This is a genomic window from Pandoraea sp. NPDC090278 (assembly GCF_044772185.1).
Taxonomy (GTDB): domain Bacteria; phylum Pseudomonadota; class Gammaproteobacteria; order Burkholderiales; family Burkholderiaceae; genus Pandoraea.
The window spans coordinates 845,547-860,791 of the sequence record NZ_JBIVYJ010000002.1; the positions used below are offsets into that span (position 1 = coordinate 845,547).

At 64.3% G+C, this 15,245-nt stretch carries 14 protein-coding genes and 1 pseudogene; 9 read left to right on the forward strand and 6 right to left on the reverse strand.

The window, feature by feature from the left end; all coding sequences use genetic code 11:
* The first annotated feature begins 178 nt into the window (after positions 1-178).
* The 6 genes from ACIQWO_RS12175 (at position 179) to ACIQWO_RS12200 (ending at position 6,899) form a co-directional block, all read left to right on the forward strand.
* Positions 179-1,165 carry a fumarylacetoacetate hydrolase family protein gene (locus ACIQWO_RS12175; protein WP_402823743.1) on the forward strand — a complete coding sequence of 329 codons (987 nt, stop codon included), beginning with the start codon at positions 179-181 and terminating at the stop codon, positions 1,163-1,165.
* Between the two features lie 293 nt (positions 1,166-1,458).
* Positions 1,459-2,610 (forward strand): ABC transporter substrate-binding protein, encoded by a 1,152-nt coding sequence (locus ACIQWO_RS12180; protein WP_039395246.1) that lies wholly within the window; start codon positions 1,459-1,461, stop codon positions 2,608-2,610.
* Between the two features lie 134 nt (positions 2,611-2,744).
* A complete protein-coding gene (locus ACIQWO_RS12185; RefSeq protein WP_150736572.1) occupies positions 2,745-3,566 on the forward strand; it encodes an enoyl-CoA hydratase/isomerase family protein in 822 nt (273 codons plus the stop codon).
* An 87-nt stretch (positions 3,567-3,653) separates the two neighbouring features.
* On the forward strand, positions 3,654-4,613 hold the full coding sequence (locus ACIQWO_RS12190) for a PhaM family polyhydroxyalkanoate granule multifunctional regulatory protein (RefSeq protein ID WP_402823748.1): 960 nt from the start codon (positions 3,654-3,656) through the stop codon (positions 4,611-4,613).
* A 79-nt stretch (positions 4,614-4,692) separates the two neighbouring features.
* Positions 4,693-5,979 (forward strand): patatin-like phospholipase family protein, encoded by a 1,287-nt coding sequence (locus ACIQWO_RS12195; protein WP_402823751.1) that lies wholly within the window; start codon positions 4,693-4,695, stop codon positions 5,977-5,979.
* 53 nt (positions 5,980-6,032) lie between these two features.
* Positions 6,033-6,899, forward strand: coding sequence for an AraC family transcriptional regulator (locus ACIQWO_RS12200; protein ID WP_402823754.1), 867 nt, complete (start codon positions 6,033-6,035; stop codon positions 6,897-6,899).
* A 16-nt stretch (positions 6,900-6,915) separates the two neighbouring features.
* Here ACIQWO_RS12200 and ACIQWO_RS12205 read toward each other — a convergent pair whose 3' ends face one another.
* The 3 genes from ACIQWO_RS12205 to ACIQWO_RS12215 form a co-directional block, all read right to left on the reverse strand.
* Positions 6,916-7,503 (reverse strand): LysE family translocator, encoded by a 588-nt coding sequence (locus tag ACIQWO_RS12205; RefSeq protein ID WP_402823757.1) that lies wholly within the window; start codon positions 7,501-7,503, stop codon positions 6,916-6,918.
* Between the two features lie 129 nt (positions 7,504-7,632).
* Positions 7,633-8,070 carry a nuclear transport factor 2 family protein gene (locus tag ACIQWO_RS12210; protein ID WP_402823760.1) on the reverse strand — a complete coding sequence of 146 codons (438 nt, stop codon included), beginning with the start codon at positions 8,068-8,070 and terminating at the stop codon, positions 7,633-7,635.
* 24 nt (positions 8,071-8,094) lie between these two features.
* Positions 8,095-8,691, reverse strand: coding sequence for a chalcone isomerase family protein (locus tag ACIQWO_RS12215; RefSeq protein WP_402823763.1), 597 nt, complete (start codon positions 8,689-8,691; stop codon positions 8,095-8,097).
* Between the two features lie 716 nt (positions 8,692-9,407).
* Here ACIQWO_RS12215 and ACIQWO_RS12220 point away from each other — a divergent pair.
* The 3 genes from ACIQWO_RS12220 (at position 9,408) to ACIQWO_RS12230 (ending at position 11,919) form a co-directional block, all read left to right on the forward strand.
* Positions 9,408-10,280 (forward strand): ferritin-like domain-containing protein, encoded by an 873-nt coding sequence (locus ACIQWO_RS12220; protein WP_174555920.1) that lies wholly within the window; start codon positions 9,408-9,410, stop codon positions 10,278-10,280.
* Positions 10,281-10,411: 131 nt separating this feature from the next.
* On the forward strand, positions 10,412-10,915 hold the full coding sequence (gene rfaE2, locus ACIQWO_RS12225; RefSeq protein WP_402823766.1) for a D-glycero-beta-D-manno-heptose 1-phosphate adenylyltransferase: 504 nt from the start codon (positions 10,412-10,414) through the stop codon (positions 10,913-10,915).
* On the forward strand, positions 10,912-11,919 hold the full coding sequence (locus ACIQWO_RS12230; RefSeq protein ID WP_402823769.1) for an asparaginase: 1,008 nt from the start codon (positions 10,912-10,914) through the stop codon (positions 11,917-11,919). Before rfaE2 ends, ACIQWO_RS12230 begins: the two co-directional genes overlap by 4 nt.
* Before the next feature lie 124 nt (positions 11,920-12,043).
* On the opposite strand, the gene ACIQWO_RS12235 is transcribed toward ACIQWO_RS12230, so the two are convergent.
* From ACIQWO_RS12235 to ACIQWO_RS12245, 3 genes and pseudogenes are all read right to left on the reverse strand, one after another.
* A complete protein-coding gene (locus tag ACIQWO_RS12235) occupies positions 12,044-12,910 on the reverse strand; it encodes an SPOR domain-containing protein (protein ID WP_402823772.1) in 867 nt (288 codons plus the stop codon).
* A 31-nt stretch (positions 12,911-12,941) separates the two neighbouring features.
* Positions 12,942-13,931: pseudogene (locus ACIQWO_RS12240) on the reverse strand (type III pantothenate kinase); the annotation flags it as partial.
* 65 nt (positions 13,932-13,996) lie between these two features.
* Complete coding sequence (locus ACIQWO_RS12245) at positions 13,997-15,013, reverse strand: biotin--[acetyl-CoA-carboxylase] ligase (protein WP_402823775.1); 1,017 nt, start codon at positions 15,011-15,013, stop codon at positions 13,997-13,999.
* Between the last annotated feature and the right edge of the window lie 232 nt (positions 15,014-15,245).

A 15,245-nucleotide genomic window follows, 5' to 3' on the forward strand; every position in this document is an offset into this window, starting at 1 on the left:
GAATAGTTGTCATGGCCGCTTGCCAAGGCGCTGCTCGACCCGTGCCCGGTCGATGCCCTCAGGTAGAATCGTCGGCGTCAAGCGCCATTCTATCGGGCCAAAATCGTCGGGCCTCAAATTGGAATCCGCTTTATCCGAATCCGCTAAAACTGCCGTAATTGCCTGCAGACGCCATCACATGAAACTCGCTACCCGTAAGGACGGCACGCGCGACGGTCAACTGATCGTCGTCTCGCGCGACCTGTCGACTGCCTGCATCGCCGACGCCATCGCCCCCACGCTGCAACGCGTGCTCGACGACTGGACGTTCTACGCCCCGCAACTGCACTCGCTCTACACCGAACTCAACCACGGCCGCGCGCGCAACACCTTCGCGTTCGACCCGGCCGAGTGCATGGCACCGTTGCCGCGCGCGTATCAATGGGCCGACGGCTCGGCCTATGTGAATCACGTCGAGCTGGTGCGCAAGGCACGCGGCGCAGAAATGCCCCCCGAATTCTGGACCGACCCGCTGATGTATCAGGGCGGCAGCGACGACTTCATCGGGCCGACGGACGACATCGTCTGCGCCTCGGAAGACTTCGGCATCGACTTCGAAGCCGAGGTTGCCGTGGTGACGTCGGACGTGCCGATGGGCGCGAGCCCGGCGCGCGCGCTCGAAGGCGTGCGTCTGCTCATGCTGGTCAACGACGTAAGCCTGCGCAACCTGATCCCGGCCGAACTTGCCAAGGGCTTCGGGTTCTTCCAGAGCAAACCGGCCAGCGCGTTCTCGCCGGTCGCCATCACGCCCGACGAGTTGGGCGATGCCTGGCGCGACGGTCGTGTGCATCGTCCGCTGACGGTGAAGTGGAACGACAAGAAGTTCGGCGCACCGGAGTGCGGCGAAGACATGGTGTTCGACTTCGGTCAGCTAGTTGCGCACGTGTGCAAGACCCGTAACGCGCGCGCCGGGACCATCGTCGGTTCGGGCACGATCTCGAACAAGGATCGCAGCCGTGGCAGCGCGTGCATCGCCGAGAAGCGCATGCTGGAGACCATCGAGACGGGCGCGCCGGTGACCGAGTTCATGCGCTACGGCGACCGTGTGCGCATCGAGATGTTCGACGCGCAGGGCAAGACGATCTTCGGGGCGATCGAGCAGGCCGTCGCGCCGCTGGACGAGTAATCGTAGTCCGAACGGTACAGCCAACGGGTACACCCAACCGCGCGGACGGGAAAAGTGAAGATGGCTGCAAGCCATATCCGGCGTGACTTCACGGGGTGTCGGACGATACGTCCATAGGGTGAACCCGGATATGGCGGGGAATTCTGCCTCCGCTATTCTTTGTCTCCTTGAGTCGGTGCGCATGCTTGGCAGGTTCGCGCACCGGCCGTTACTTTCGCCGGCGCGGCGCGAGGTGTCCGTCCCGGGGCATCTGCGTTTCAAAAAACAAGCGCGGGCCAGACCAGGAGAATTCCATGCGAAACCCCGTGCGCACTGCCCTGCTGGGTGCGATGTTGCTGGCGTTGGCCGGCGGCGCTGCCGCTCAGGTCAAGATTGGTGTGAACATCTCGCTCACCGGCCCGGCGGCCTCACTCGGCCTGCCTGCGCGCGACACTGTCGCCATGCTGCCGAAGGAAATCGGCGGACAGAAGGTCGACTGGATCGTGCTGGACGACGCGTCGGACACCACGACCGCCGTTCAGAACACCAAGAAGCTCATCTCCGAAAATCACGTCGACGCCATCATCGGCTCGTCGATCACGCCGAACACCCTGGCGATGCTCGATGTGATCGCCGCCGGCACCACGCCGACGATCTCGCTCGCCTCGTCCGCCCGCATCATCGAGCCGGTCGACGCCAAGCGCTACTGGATGTTCAAGACCCCGCAGACCGACGCGCAGATGGCCTCGGCCATCGTGGCCCACGCTTCCCGTCACGGGGTGAAGAAGATGGCCTTCATCGGCCAGGGTGACGCGCTCGGCGAGGCTTTCTATGACGAAGTCGCCAAGTTCGCCAAGGTGAATCACATCGAGATGGTCGCAAGCGAGCGCTTCGCCCGCACCGACCCGAGCGTTACCGGCCAGATCCTGAAGATCATGGCGACCAACCCGGACGCCGTTGTCGTGGGTGCCGCCGGTACCCCGGCAGCGCTGCCGCCGAAGGCACTCGCCGAACGCGGCTACAAGGGTCTCGTGTATCACAACCACGGCGTGGGCAATAACGACTTCCTGCGCGTGTGCGGCAAGGACTGCAACAACACGTATCTGCCTGCCAGCCCGGTGCTCGTGGCGGCGCAACTGCCGAACGACCATCCGGCCAAGGCGGTCGCGCTCGACTACATCAAGAAGTTCGACGCCAAGTACGGTGCGGGCAAGGTAGCGGCCTTCGGTTCGTACGCATGGGACGCTGGCATTCTGCTTGAGCGTGCAATTCCGATTGCACTGAAGACGGCCAAGCCGGGCACGCCGGAATTCCGTAAGGCGTTGCGCGACGCGCTGGAAACGACCAAGGACGTGCACGTCACGAACGGCATCACCAACATGAGCCCGACCGATCACCTCGGCCTCGATCAGCGCGCCCGCGTGATGGTCAAGATCGAAAACGGCAAGTGGGTGATCGCCCCGTAATCACTGAGACTTCCGAATGCAGGACGTCATGTTCGTCCTGCAACAACCAGTTGACCGTCGGCGGCGCTGGCATGTCCGGTGCCGCTGTTTCCCATCCCCGCCTGTGCGGGGATATTTTTTTGGAGCGGTAAGCCATGTCGCAAGACCCGTATCAACACTACCAGTCGCTGCAATTCAAGCGGCATCCGAACGGCGTGCTCGAACTCATCATGGGTGCCGGGGCGAACAAGAGCGGTCTGTCGACGGCCGACCATCGCATGCATCAGGAACTGGCCGACGTGTGGCGCGATATCGACCGCGACGCCGAGACCCGCGCCGTCGTCATTCGCGGTGAGGGCAAGGGCTTTTCCGGCGGTGGCGATCTGTCGCTCGTCGAAGACATGGCCGACGACTTCGCAGTGCGCGCGCGGGTGTGGCGCGAGGCACGCGATCTCGTCTACAACGTGATCAATTGCAGCAAGCCCATCGTCTCCGCGATGCACGGCCCGGCGGTCGGCGCGGGGCTGGTGGCGGGCTTGCTCGCGGACATCTCGATTGCTGCGAAGACGGCGCGCATCATCGACGGCCACACGCGACTGGGCGTGGCAGCGGGTGACCATGCCGCCATCGTCTGGCCGCTGCTGTGCGGCATGGCGAAAGCGAAGTACTACCTGCTGTTGTGTGAACCGGTGACGGGCGAGGAGGCCGAGCGTATCGGACTCGTGTCGCTCACCGTGGACGAAGCGGACCTGCTGCCGAAGGCGTTCGAAGTGGCCGACAAGCTGGCGCGCGGCTCCAGCACGGCGATTCGCTGGACGAAATACGCGCTGAATAACTGGTTGCGCAGCGCCGGACCGGCGTTCGACGCGTCGCTGGCGCTCGAATTCATGGGTTTCTCCGGGCCGGACGTGCGCGAGGGGCTGGCGTCGCTGCGGGATCGCCGCGCGCCGGACTTCGGTGGCGACGCCCCCTTTTGACACACCGGTGGCGCAAGCTCGGCGTATGATCGATAGCCATACGCCCTATGTGCTTCACCTGCCGTCCGTGCCCGACTGGAGACTGTAATGAGCGATTCGACGAGTGCCATGCCTAACGGCTTCGACATTCTCAAGAAGATGTGGGAGGCGTTCAGTCCGCCCGCGACATTCACCTCGCCGCTGACGCAGTTGATGCAAAGCGCCGCGCCGTTGCTCGATCCCAATGAAATCGAAAATCGTATTGCCGAGATGCGTGCGGTGGAGCAGTGGCTCACGCTCAACCTGAACGTGCTGCGCTCGACGATTCAGGCCTTCGAAGTGCAGCGCGCCACGTACGCGACGCTGCGCGCGTTCGGCACGGGCAGCTTCGGCGCGACGGACGCTTCGGGTACGACCGACACCGGTGCGTCCCCGTTCGGACAGGCCGCCGCGGCCAACCTCTGGCGTTCGCCGTTTGCCGCCGCCGAACCGGCGCAGGACGTCGAGCCGGAGCCGCAGGCGAGTGCGCCCGAACCTGAGCCGCAAGTCGAGCCGGAAGCTGCACCTGGAGCCGGTGCAGAAAACGAAGCGGGGGCCTCGTCGTCGCCGTTTGGGCAGGCGAGCAGCGCCTACGGCGCGCTGGATCCGTCGATGTGGTTCAACGCCATGCGCGCGCAATTCGATCAGATTGCCGCTGCTGCGCAGGCGGCAGGCGTCTCGGCCGCGCAAATGACCGAAGCTGCGGCGGCGCAAATGTCCGACGCGGCGGCCAAGGCAACGAAGGCCTCGGGAGCCACGAAGGCCGCCGCACCGTCCGCAGCGAAAGCATCGGACAAGACGGCGGCACCTGCAAAGCGCGCCGCACCGGAAACGAAGACGGCATCCAAGACGGCAGCCAAACGTGCGCCAGCCGCCAAGAAGACGCCTGCAAAATCCGCTGCGGCTAAGACATCGGCGAAAACATCCGCGAAAACCACGGGACGCACGTCGTCGGCAAAGACCGAGGGCGACACACCGAAGGGCCGCGCATCGGGCAGCACAGGGAAACAATCCGCCTGGAAGTGGTAGGGCGCGCGACTTCGGTCGCGTGCCCGGACGGCTGACGGCGAGGGAAGAATAACGACTGCGAAGGCAGAGGAGGCCCCCCATGATCTCAGGCGAACGTACCGGTCTCGTCCTGATGGGCGGAGGCGCACGCGCCGCGTATCAGGTCGGCGTGCTCGCGGCGATTGCCGCGATACAACGCGAGGTCTTGCCGTCGCGGCGGGCGATCCCGTTTCCGATTGTCTGTGGGACGTCGGCGGGTGCGATCAATGCCGCTGCACTCGCCTCGCATGCAGACGATTTCCAGCACGGTGTGATGAAGCTCGACGCAGTCTGGCGTCAGTTTCACGCGGGGCAGGTGTTTCGCGCCGATTCGTTGGGCATGGCGGGCACCGGTGCGCGCTGGCTCGCCGCCATCTCCCTCGGCTGGGCGCTGCGCCGCTCGCCGCGCTCGTTGTTCGACTGGTCGCCGCTGGCGGACATGCTGCGCCAGGCGATTCGTCTGGACCGGCTGCCGGACGTTTTCGCTTCCGGTGCGCTCGAAGCCCTGTCGGTCACAGCGTTGTCGTACTCCTCGGGCAAACACGTCACCTTCTATCAAAGCGCCGAGCCGATTCAGGCGTGGAAGCGTTCGTTACGGCTCGCACGGGCCGTGCCGTTGACAGTCGAGCACCTGCTCGCGTCGAGCGCGATCCCATTCCTCTTTCCGGCCATCGAACTCGATCTCGACGGACAGCCCGAGTATTTCGGCGACGGCTCGATGCGTCAGATCGCGCCGCTCAGTCCGCCGATTCATCTGGGGGCCTCGCGTGTGCTGATCATCGGTGCGTCGCACGGACAATATGGGCTCGACAGCAGCGGCGAGCGCATCGGCGGCTATCCGAGCCTTGCGCAGATCGGCGGGCAGGCCCTGGCGAGCGTGTTCATCGACGGGTTGTCGGCGGATCTCGAGCGTCTGCAACACATCAACAATGTGCTGCGATACGTGCCGGAGGCGCAGCGCGCGTCGAGCGGATGGCGTCCCATCGAGACGCTGCTGATTTCGCCGAGCCAGCGTCTGGAGCCGATTGCGGCGCGACATCTGAAGCAACTGCCACGCGCCGTTCGCACGATGCTCGGTGCCATTGGTGCGGATGCCGAGCGTGGCGCGGCGTTTGCGAGCTACTTGCTGTTCGAGTCGTCCTACACGCAGGAGCTGATCGCGCTCGGTGAAGCCGATGCGTACGCGCAGCGCGACGCGATTGCCGCGTGGCTGGTGGCTGAAGCCGATGGCACGAGCCCGCTCGACGACGTCGAAGCCGGTGCGGTCGGTGGTGTCGAGCCGCCAGCCAACTCGCCGCTGTCGATCGATCCCGATGCCGTGGCGGATACCGGAAAGCCTGCGGCATGAGGTGCATGGATTGCATGTCCCGCTATCATTGCCGTCTTCACTGAGTCGCGCGTATGTCGAAATCGTTCCGTTCTGCTGTCGCATACCCCGCCGTTAAATGTCCCTACCCGTCGACGTTCTGGCGCGACCCGGCATTGCCGTTCATCGAAGCCCGCGAAGTGCTCGACGGGCGGCGCGTGTGCTACGCGCTGCATAGTCACGAGACGTTTTCCATCGGCGCCGTGACGGGCGGCCGCAGCACGTATCTGAACGGCCACGCACGTGAGACGGTGGGGCGCGGCAGCGTCGTCGTAATGAACCCCGACGCGGTACATGCCTGCAATCCCATCGGCGACGAGGCATGGGCTTATCGCATGCTTTTCGTCGACACGGCGTGGTTGGGCGATCTTCAGCGCGAACTGGGGTTTGCGCACGGGCAGGATCTGCATCTTTTCGACCCGATGTCGTCGACCGACCCTGCGCTGTACGACGGGCTGAACCGGCTTTACGACGTTTGCACCGACGCGTCGCGCGATCGGCTGGAGCGCGAGAGTGTCGTTCAGCAGTTCTTTATCGATGTGCACGAGCGGTTGAATCCTGCGCCGAAGCCGATGCGCGACGATTCACACAAACTGCGTGACGCCGCCGACTTCATTCGCGCGCATTGCTGCGAAGCGTTGACGCTGGCGCAGATCAGTGCGGCGGCGGGCTTGTCGGCGTCGTATCTCACGCGGGCATTCCGCGCGCAGTTCGGCCTCACGCCGCATGCGTTTCTCATGAACCAGCGCATTCAGTATGCTCGGGCGCGTCTACGGCGCGGACACGCCATCGCCGAAGTCGCGCTCGATGCGGGCTTTGCCGATCAGGCGCATTTCCAGCGAACCTTCAAGCAGTTTCTTGCCGCGACACCGGGACATTACCGCGAGTCGCGTGTGGCCTGAGCGTCATCTCACCGCATCATCCCGCCGCGACCAGATACACCGCACTTCCCGCCAGCAGCACGGCCATCACGCGATTGAGCCGTCGCACCCGCTTCGGATCGCGCATGTGATGCCGTAGCATCGCGCCCGCCGCCGCCCAACATCCAACCGACAACCAGCACACGACGAAGTAGATCGCGGCGAATTGCCAGATGCGTGTGGGGTCGCCGCCCGTGTAAGCGCCCATGCCAGCAAGCGCGGCGAGCCACGCCTTTGGATTGAGCCACTGCATGACGGCTCCGTGCGACAGGGTCGGTCCGCGTTGTGTGCTGGCGTCGCCGAGTTCACCGTTGTCGACGGCGAGCTTGTACGCCATGTACAGCAGGAAGGCCACGCCGAACCACTGGATCGCGTGCAGCAGCACCGGCGCGCGTTGCAGCAGTTCGTACACGCCGAAACCCACTGCGACGAGCAACGCGACAAAGCCGACGGTCGCCCCCGTCACATGACGCAGACTCGGCACGAGCCCGTAGCGCGCGCCCGAGCCGAGTGCCACGACGTTCACGGGGCCGGGCGTGATGGAGGCCGCCAGCGCGAACGCGGCCATCGAATAGAAAACGGTCATCGGAATCCTCATTGCGAACAAGTTCACAACATCACGTCCGTCACATGACGGCGTGTGTGAGGTTCCGACTGTAGGGGGAGGCTTGCGCGGTGTATTGAAGAAAACTGCTCTATGCCGGGCGGTGGTGGCTCAAAGACACATGCGCTCACGCAGCCAGCGTATTAACCGTCCCAGAAAGGGGAGTTTCATATAAACGTCTTCAGTCGCATCCCAATAGTCGCGCTGGTAGACGACACGACCGTCGACCGCGAGCCGAAGATGCGACGCGCCATGAATGACCTGTTCGTCGTCGAGCCAACGTTTGGCGTGGAAGTGGAGGTTCCAGACGAGTAACGCCTGATTGTGCTGAAGCAGGTGCGCCGTGATTTCGAAGCGCGGCACGTCGAGGCGCTCGAACAGATGCGTGAGGAGCGATGCGACTTCGGCGGCGCTGCGTACTTCGTGCAGCGGTGTCTTGACGTAGACGTTGGGGGTGTAGAACTCCCCCAGATTCCCGATGCTCTGGCGGGTCAACGTCTCGAAGAAGTGGGTCAGGCGCGTGAGCGCGGCAGCGTGATCGATGTCCATAGGCACGCGTGTCCGGGCGCGGGCTCAGCGGACGTCGCTGATCAGTTCCGCGCGAAGGTCGGGCGCGCTGGTGCGCGGGTCCAGCCAGATGGCGAAGAAGGCGCGTCCGAAGGCGTCGCCTGCGATCTGACCGATGAGCTTGCCGTCCGAGAAGAAGCGTGTGCCGTCACCCGGCCGGAAGACGCCGGTGAGGTGCTGCCCTGCCGAAACGTCGGGCAAGATGCGCGCGAGCTCTTCGGCCCAGTGTTGGCGCTCGGCGTCCGTCCCCACTTGCAGCTTGCTCATCTCGATGAGGCTGCGTTGTACGAGCGTGTGGGACTTGAAACTTCGCGCGTAGCGCACATCTAGCACGAGCGGATGCGTGCTCCAGTTGGCGCTGAGGTGGTTCGCACCGGAGAAGAGGGCGGCGTCGTAAAGATGGAAGCCCATTCGCGAGAACGATCCCTGCCCGACGAGATGTGCGGACGGGATTTCCTGCGAGGCGAGTTGCTCGGCGTCGAACGCCAGAGCGCCAGGCGCTGCCGCCACTGCCATCAAAAAACAGGCGGTGCGCAACCAGGCGGCAAAGTGGGGACGATGAACTGTCTGCGCCCGGTTTGCCCGATGTGCTCGAAGTGCCATGCTCGGCTCCCTATCGGTGAAGGGATCAAGGATTAAGTCGAGTCGGTAGGCCCAATGGCGGCGCCTGGCTCGTTCAGCCGGTGCGTCTGCCCGTCATACGTGTTGCGTAATTGCGACTGAGAACTATCCTCAAAGTGCGGCGTGGCGAGCGGCGGTTGCCGCGGCCGGTCTGAGGGGGTGTCGTCGCAAATTCGGAACGATTGCTTTCAGCGTAGACCATGGGACGCCGCCTGCGCAGGCCCGTGGCACAAGGACATACCCTGACACCTCACCTGAAATCGCCCTCGGGACGACCGGGGCAGGCTAAGCATCGACTGCGTGCAACCGTCTATCAGGAGAGGTGTGCCGGGAAGTCTCTCGCCCCCTCAGCTTAGGAGGTTTGCGTGACAATTTGACGGGCGTCAAAATTACGACGCATTACCGTCACGTGAGTGTCAAACGTCACGGAAATGAAGGGGAATTATGTTATGATTCAAGAGTTTGCCCATATTTTAGTAGGGTCGCTCTAAGCCATTTTGCCAGGATGCGGCCAGAAAACAGGCGTGAAATCGCCGTCCTTCTGCGACGGCAGGGTTCAAGACGTGGAACCGGAAGGCGGGGGCCGACCGAGACCCGCTCACCGTTTTGTCTGTCGAAATTCGGCGTAAACTTTCACAATACTATCTTGAGTCCTGGTGTAAGGTCTCGCGACCTTGGGGGTAATTGAAATGACCGAAATGCTGTATCCCGAACTGTACAAGTCGCTGGAGGCAGTGCGTTGGAACATGGAGAAGGACATTCCGTGGGACAAATTCGACGCCAGCCAACTCACCGACGATCAGGCGCGCACCATCAAGATGAATGCCATCACGGAATGGGCGGCGCTGCCGGCTACCGAGATGTTCCTGCGCGACAACCGTGACGACAGCGATTTCTCCGCCTTCATGAGCGTATGGTTCTTCGAAGAGCAGAAGCACTCGCTGGTGCTCATGGAGTACCTGCGCCGCTTCCGTCCGGAACTCGTGCCGACCGAAGCCGAGCTGCACGCCGTGCGTTTCCCGTTCGACCCGGCACCGCCGCTCGAGACGCTGATGCTGCACTTCTGCGGCGAAATCCGCCTGAACCACTGGTATCGCCGTGCTGCCGAATGGCACACCGAGCCGGTTATCAAGCACATCTACGAAGTCATTTCGCGCGACGAAGCGCGTCATGGCGGCGCTTACCTGCGCTACATGAAGAAGGCCATGACGACCTTCGGCGACAACGCACGTGCTGCGTTCGCGAAGATCGGCGTGTTGATGGCTGCCGCGCGTCGCACGGAAAAGCCGCTGCACCCGACCAATCTGCACGTGAACAAGGAACTGTTCCCGAACGATACGGTGCAGTCGCGTCTGCCGGAGCCGGAATGGCTCGAACACTGGCTCGACGAGCAAATCAAGTTCGACGACAGCTGGGAAAAGAAGGTGGTCGAGCGCATTCTGCACAACATGTCGCTGCTGTTCGAGCGCACGTTCGCGACGGCGCAGGACCTGAACCGTTACCGCAAGGAAATCACCGTCCGCCTCGCGGCCGTGACCGCACCGGCACCGGCCGTCGCGGCATCTGCGTAATCCAATACGCAGGCAGACTTCGCGGTATCAGCAAGAAAGGGGCTTCGGCCCCTTTTTTGTTTGGGGCGGTGGGGCTCGTGGGACAATAGCGACCATCTTCGCGAATAGCGCGTCCACTTCGATCGAGCGTCATGTCAACTTCCCAAGTCATTCCTCAGGCCGATTTCGAGGCCAAGATCCTCTCGCGCGAAGCGCTTGCCGCGCTGGCGCCGACGCTGCCGCGCCCGGTGGTGTTCACCAACGGCGTGTTCGACATTCTGCATCGCGGTCATGTGACCTATCTGGCGCAAGCACGCGCGCTCGGCGAATGTCTGATCGTCGGCGTGAATACCGACGCTTCGGTGTGCACCCTCGGCAAGGGCGACGATCGCCCCATCAACAATGAGAACGATCGTGCGGCCTTGCTCGCGGCCTTGCAAAGCGTCGATTACGTGGTGACGTTTGGCGAAACGACGCCTGAAGCGCTGATCGCAGCGGTACGCCCCGACATTCTGGTGAAGGGCGGCGACTACGACATGGACAAGCTGCCGGAGTCTGCGCTGGTGCGCGGCTGGGGCGGCAAGGCAGTGGCCATTCCGTTCGAACATCAGCGCTCGACGACGTCGCTGCTCAAGAAAGTGCGAGCCCAATCGTGAGTCTCGCGCCTCTCGTTGAAGTCACGCGCGGTGCCAACGGTGTCGATACCGTCGAGTGCATCCATTACGGTTCGGTGGCTGTCGTCGACGCGCAAGGGCGCTTGCGCTATGCCGCAGGCGATCCGTCGTTCCTCACGTTCTCGCGCTCCACGCTCAAACCGTTTCAGGCGCTGCCCTTCGTGGAAGGTGACGGCGTGGCGCACTTCGGTCTGACGCAACCCGAGCTGGCGCTGCTGTGCGCGAGCCATTCCGGCGAGTCGTTCCACGTCGACGGTGTGAAAAGCCTGTTGAGCAAGGCGGGTTGCGACGAGCATCAGTTGCAGTGCGGATGCCACGTGCCGACGTTCTATTCCGCCACAGGCAAGCGCGCACCGGCCGATCTGAAGCCGACGCCGTTGCACCACAACTGCTCGGGCAAACACGCGGGCTTCCTCGCGTACTGTGCGCAACACGGTTTGCCGCTCGACACCTATCTCGATCCCTCGCACCCGTTGCAGCAGCGCATTCGCGCACGGGTGGGCGACGTGGTGGGTGTTTCGGGCGATGCGCTGCCGCTGGGCATCGACGGTTGCTCCGCACCGAACTACGCATTGCCCCTCGACAAGCTGGCGGCGGCCTACGCGCGTCTCGCAGCGAGTGACGACGCAGCGCTCTCGACGCTGTTCGACGCCATGACGCAGCAGCCGGAGATGGTGTCCGGGACCGCACGCAACGACCTCGCCTTCATGCGCATGGCGCCCCGAGACTGGGTGGCGAAAATCGGCGCGGACGGTGTGCAGACCATCGGCGTTCGCTCCGCTGGCCTGGGCATCGCCATCAAGGTGGTCGACGGCAACATGCGCGCGCTCTACACCGCAGCAGTAGCCGTTCTCAAAGCACTGGGCCTTGTCGATGCACCGGAAGCCACCGGTCTTGCCCCTTGGGTGTCGCCCGTCGTCAAGAACGCACGGGGTACGCAAACCGGCGTTGTGCGGCCTGTCGTCGACTTGAAGCGGGTGAATTGAAGTCCTGACGAACGGCGGACGATGCGTCTGCGCGACATGCGCAGCGCTCGCCACAGTGACTGCCACGGCAACTACTGACCGCTGTCGTTTTCCGCGAGTGATCGTCGGCTCGCGCGAATGCCTGCTAATGCACCCCGGCGGGCGGACTTCCCGCCGGTGCCGGGCATGCTTTCACCAACTGTGCCGACCATTGCTGCGTGACGACGCCACGCACCTGCGTTGCCGCGTTCGCATTGATACCGGCAATGCGATAGATGATCCTGCTCTTGGCATTCGGCCTTTCGCTCAACTGCGGCGTCAGGCCTTTCTTTTGTGCGGTCGCCATCAGACGCGTCGCACGGTCCTTGTCGTTGAACAGCCCGAGCGAGACGACGATATTCGAACCTTCGTCGTTGAGCAGGAAGTATTCGGTCACGCCTGCCGAGCGCAATTGCGCCACCTGTTTGTCCGCAGCGGCCTTGTTCGGCACCGGGTCGAGATGCACCCAGTAGCGCTTGTCGACAGCGACCGACTGAATGTCGCCCTGACCGGCGGGCAGCGCAGCGAGCAACAGACCGCGCGCCTGTTGCGCGTCGTTTGCGGCAAACGGGCCGATATCGAGGCAGGTCGACGTCGCGGCGGCTGCGGCGGCCTGAGCCGCGCTGGCGTCGCTGGCGACGACGCTTGGCGTAGCGGCAGCCACCGCCTGCGTCGCTGCCGATGCAGTGGCGTCAAGAGACGCTGCATTTCCGCTTGCGCTGTCCGGCGGTTCTGCCACCACCGCCGAAGCCTGTACCGGCGTCCCGCCACTGATGTCCGCGCCTGTAAGGCGGATATGCGTCGGGTCGAGTTGCGTCTTGACGCGGGCCGGTTCGCGGCCGGTTTCGGGCAGCACGTCGCGCCATTGCAGCCAGCCCAGTTGCACGGCCGCGAGTGCCGCATTTGCCGCGAGAAACATGACGAGCAACAACGCGCGCAACATCTCAAACGCCTCCTCGTGCTTGTCCGGCATCGCGTGAAGCCTCTACCGGGGTATGGGGCTCGGTGGTTTTTGCCGCCGACGATTTAGCCGCGTGTAACGCGACTTCATAGAGTCCTGTCGGCACAAGCTGATCGTGCTCGGTGAAGGGCAACGCGAGCGTTTGCGCGAGTGCATGACGCGCACCGCCGGAAAGCACACAGCGCACGGGGGCGCCGAGCTGTGCTTCGAGCTGTGCGTAGCTGCGTTCGACGAGACCGGCTTGAGCGGCAGCGCATCCGCGAAGAATGGCCTCGGTCGTGCTGCGCGCGAATGCCTGACCACCCGAAGGCATCGTGGCGTCGAGTGTGGGCAACTGCGCGGTGCCCTGCGCGAGCGATTGCAGCATCAGCGCGGGGCCCGGGGCGATCAGCCCGCCGAGGTAGTCGCCATCGCCGCGCAACGCTTCGATGGTCGTGGCGGTACCCAGTGTCACGATCAGGAGGTGTTCGCCCGGCCAAGCAGCGTGCGCGCCGATCAGGCTGGCCCAGCGGTCGCTACCGAGTTGCGAAGGCGTGTGATAGCCGTTGCGCACACCCGCTCGTGCGTCGCTCGCGCGCAGCACTTGAAGCCAGTCGGACGACGCCATGCCCCACAGCGTCTGCAACGTCATGCGGACGGCTTGTTCGGCGGCGTCGCCCGCGACATTGGTGAGCCACACGCCGGAGGGGGCCGGACAGATGAATCCCTCATGCTGCCCGCCCTGCCCGATCGCGAGCGGTGCATCGTTGGGCGCGAAGTGCCGACCGCCGGTTTGGCTCTCGGTGCTGTCGGCATCCGTCGACGCAGAAGTATCGGCCGCTAGGGCCGACCAGCCAGCGCGAATTTGTGTGGCCAGCGTGCGCCACTCGGCGTGATCGACCGCGCCGCTGGCGAGGAAAGACGGCGATGCGGCGCGCCAGTGTGCCGGTCGCACAGCCGGTGCCAATGCCCACTTGATGCGACTGTTCCCGGCGTCAACCAGCAGCCAGGGAGCGGCACTGCCATTGACGCTGCCGTTCGATGCGACAGGCATGCCGTCCGTGCCCTGCATGCTTGCAGACCTCGGTGAGGCTGACGACGCTTTACGGGGCGCGGACATCAGCGGCCTCCCTGCGTTCCGGGAAGTGTCGCTGCGGTAGACGGATCGAGCAACCGCACCGAGACTTCGCCGCTGGCAATCGTGCGCTCGCCTTCGGTCGTGGCGACACGCAGGCAGCCCTGCGAATCGACGCCGAGTGCGACACCGTGCAACACGTCGCGCCCGTGTTCGATCACACGAATCGACGACCCGCCGTAGGCATGCATCGCTTCCCAGTCTTCGCGGAACGCGTCGAAGCGCTGCGCGTCGAAGCGCGCGAGCATGGCCGCAAGTCGCTGAACCAAGGCGACCAGGACCGACGACATGTCCGGATCCACGAGGACCGATTCAAGCGCAGCGGGCGGCGTGGCAGGAACCGCTTGGGTGGCGGTGCTGGGCGCGGTTGTCGTTGCGCTCTGAACCGCAGCGCTGTCGATGCGCGTCGCCACATCGCCCGCGTGACGAAGATTGACGCCAATGCCGATGACGACGCCGATGCGTCCCGGCCCTGCCGGGACCGTCTCGATCAAAATGCCCGCGAGCTTGCCGCCGCGCAGCAGGACGTCGTTGGGCCATTTGAGGCCGAGTGCCTGCGGGGCGGATACCGGCAGATCCGACAATCCCTCCACCACGGCGACGCCCGTTGCCAGCGACAATCCGGCCAACTGTGCCGGGCCACCGGACATCACATACGCTAGGGAGAACGTCAGGCTGTCGCCCGGCAAGCTCTGCCATGCGCGCCCGCGTTGGCCGCGACCGGCGGTCTGCTGCATGGCGGCGCGCACGACCGGTGCACACGATGCGTCTTCACGAAGGCGCGCGAGCAGGTCGAGATTGGTGGAGCCCGTGGTGTCGACGACTTCGATCTGCCAGTCGCGGCAAATCGCCGCCAGACGCGAGCGAATGCGCTCACCGTCGAGCCGACGCGCGGCGGTGCCGTGGGCAGATGTTGCATCCGCGCCGGAGCGGCTTTCCGGCGAACCGGTGGCCGTGGCGTCGAGCGGAGCGATAGGCGAAGAAGGTGCGGCGTTATTCATGGCTGCTATTGTAGCGGCGAGGTTGGCGCCGCGCCGGTCTGTCCTGCGCCGAAGGCCGTATTTCGGCATCATCCGAGGCGCGCATCGGACAATTCCGGCAGGTTTTCAGCCGCCACCGGGTTGCCATCATATGGCCGCGCCTGTACCGTACAATGACCGCGTTTTGCCGCGCATTTTGCCGGATCCATGCCGGATCCACGCTGGATTCCGGCGAGTTTGTTGTCAGGAGATC

What these genes read in the sequence shown, in the direction of transcription:
- ACIQWO_RS12175 (WP_402823743.1), top strand. Translation starts at nt 179, where the DNA reads ATGAAACTCGCTACCCGTAAGGACGGCACGCGCGACGGTCAACTGATC.
- ACIQWO_RS12180 (WP_039395246.1), top strand. Translation starts at nt 1,459, where the DNA reads ATGCGAAACCCCGTGCGCACTGCCCTGCTGGGTGCGATGTTGCTGGCG.
- ACIQWO_RS12185 (WP_150736572.1), top strand. Translation starts at nt 2,745, where the DNA reads ATGTCGCAAGACCCGTATCAACACTACCAGTCGCTGCAATTCAAGCGG.
- ACIQWO_RS12190 (WP_402823748.1), top strand. Translation starts at nt 3,654, where the DNA reads ATGAGCGATTCGACGAGTGCCATGCCTAACGGCTTCGACATTCTCAAG.
- ACIQWO_RS12195 (WP_402823751.1), top strand. Translation starts at nt 4,693, where the DNA reads ATGATCTCAGGCGAACGTACCGGTCTCGTCCTGATGGGCGGAGGCGCA.
- ACIQWO_RS12200 (WP_402823754.1), top strand. Translation starts at nt 6,033, where the DNA reads ATGTCGAAATCGTTCCGTTCTGCTGTCGCATACCCCGCCGTTAAATGT.
- ACIQWO_RS12205 (WP_402823757.1), bottom strand. Translation starts at nt 7,503, where the DNA reads ATGACCGTTTTCTATTCGATGGCCGCGTTCGCGCTGGCGGCCTCCATC.
- ACIQWO_RS12210 (WP_402823760.1), bottom strand. Translation starts at nt 8,070, where the DNA reads ATGGACATCGATCACGCTGCCGCGCTCACGCGCCTGACCCACTTCTTC.
- ACIQWO_RS12215 (WP_402823763.1), bottom strand. Translation starts at nt 8,691, where the DNA reads ATGGCACTTCGAGCACATCGGGCAAACCGGGCGCAGACAGTTCATCGT.
- ACIQWO_RS12220 (WP_174555920.1), top strand. Translation starts at nt 9,408, where the DNA reads ATGCTGTATCCCGAACTGTACAAGTCGCTGGAGGCAGTGCGTTGGAAC.
- rfaE2 (WP_402823766.1), top strand. Translation starts at nt 10,412, where the DNA reads ATGTCAACTTCCCAAGTCATTCCTCAGGCCGATTTCGAGGCCAAGATC.
- ACIQWO_RS12235 (WP_402823772.1), bottom strand. Translation starts at nt 12,910, where the DNA reads ATGCCGGACAAGCACGAGGAGGCGTTTGAGATGTTGCGCGCGTTGTTG.
- ACIQWO_RS12245 (WP_402823775.1), bottom strand. Translation starts at nt 15,013, where the DNA reads ATGAATAACGCCGCACCTTCTTCGCCTATCGCTCCGCTCGACGCCACG.